Raw genomic sequence first — 1,029 nt, 5'->3', positions numbered from 1 at the left:
GCCACCAAGGTCTCGAAGAAGTACACCGAGGGGGTGGTGCTGTCAGGGCGCCTGGAAGCGCTGTTCCGGGTGGTGCCGCCCAGCCTCTACCTGGCTCTCGCCGGCACCGAGGGTGAGGAGAAGGCCGAGCGGATGCGCGTGATGCGCGAGCAAGGCTGCTCGGAGCTTGAGGCGGTGCTGCATATCACCCAGCGGCTGGACGAGGCCCGGGGGATCGGACCCGCGACGTAGAGTGTTATGGTCAAGTCAGAGCGGACACATTTTCAAGCCGCAGCTGCCAATTCAATCTCCCTCGGCGTCTGGTAGCCCAGGGTCGAGTGGAGCCGACTGCTGTTGTACTCCATCTCGATGTATTCGATCACATCCCAGCGTGCCGCCTGGCGGCTCGCGTACCGTTGGCCGGCCAGCCATTCGCTTTTCAGTGAGCCGAAGAAGCGCTCCATGACGGCATTGTCCCAGCAATTCCCCTTGCGGCTCATCGAAGTATGGAATCCGTGCTGCACCAGCGTGGATCGGTACTCATGCGACGCATATTGGCTGCCGCGGTCGCTGTGATGTACCAGCCCGCTCTCAGGTTGCCGGCGACCCACGGCCATCCCCAAGGCGTCCAGTACCAGTTGCGTACGCATGTGGTCAGCCATCGCCCAGCCCACCAGTTGCCGGTCGTGGAGGTCGAGAACGGCTGCCAGATAGAGCCAGCCCTCCAGGGTCCAGATCGCCGTGATATCGGCCACCCAGACCCGGTTCGGCGCTGCCGTCATGAACTGACGGTTCAACAGGTTGGGGGCCACCGGCAGGGTGTGCTCGCTGTCAGTTGTATGACGCCAACGTCGCCGCTCACGTGCCTCTACACCTGCTTCCCGCATCAGGCTGCGGGCCTGGTAACGGCCGACGTCGTAGCCTCGGCGTCGAAGTTCTCTGGCCATGCGGCGGCTGCCCTATGCGTCAACGTAGTTGTCACCTAAACGGATTGAGAGGTGATCAACATGCGTTACCCCGCAGAGCGTAAGGAAGCCATCCTCAAGAAGA

At 62.7% G+C, this 1,029-nt stretch carries 1 protein-coding gene and 1 pseudogene; one reads left to right on the top strand and one right to left on the bottom strand.

The features are described from left to right. Window positions 1-231: hypothetical protein (locus BLP96_RS19735; RefSeq protein WP_143005160.1), on the top strand; the 231-nt coding region annotated here is incomplete at its 5' end. 32 nt (window positions 232-263) lie between these two features. Here the strand turns inward: BLP96_RS19735 and BLP96_RS19730 are convergent. Continuing rightward, window positions 264-938: pseudogene (locus BLP96_RS19730) on the bottom strand (IS3 family transposase); the annotation flags it as partial. Window positions 939-1,029 lie beyond the last annotated feature (91 nt).

The sequence above is a fragment of the Billgrantia gudaonensis genome, from assembly GCF_900100195.1.
Classification (GTDB): Bacteria; Pseudomonadota; Gammaproteobacteria; order Pseudomonadales; family Halomonadaceae; genus Halomonas; species Halomonas gudaonensis.
Note: the sequence above shows the minus strand (reverse complement) of the source record. Positions and strands in the feature narration are given on the sequence as shown.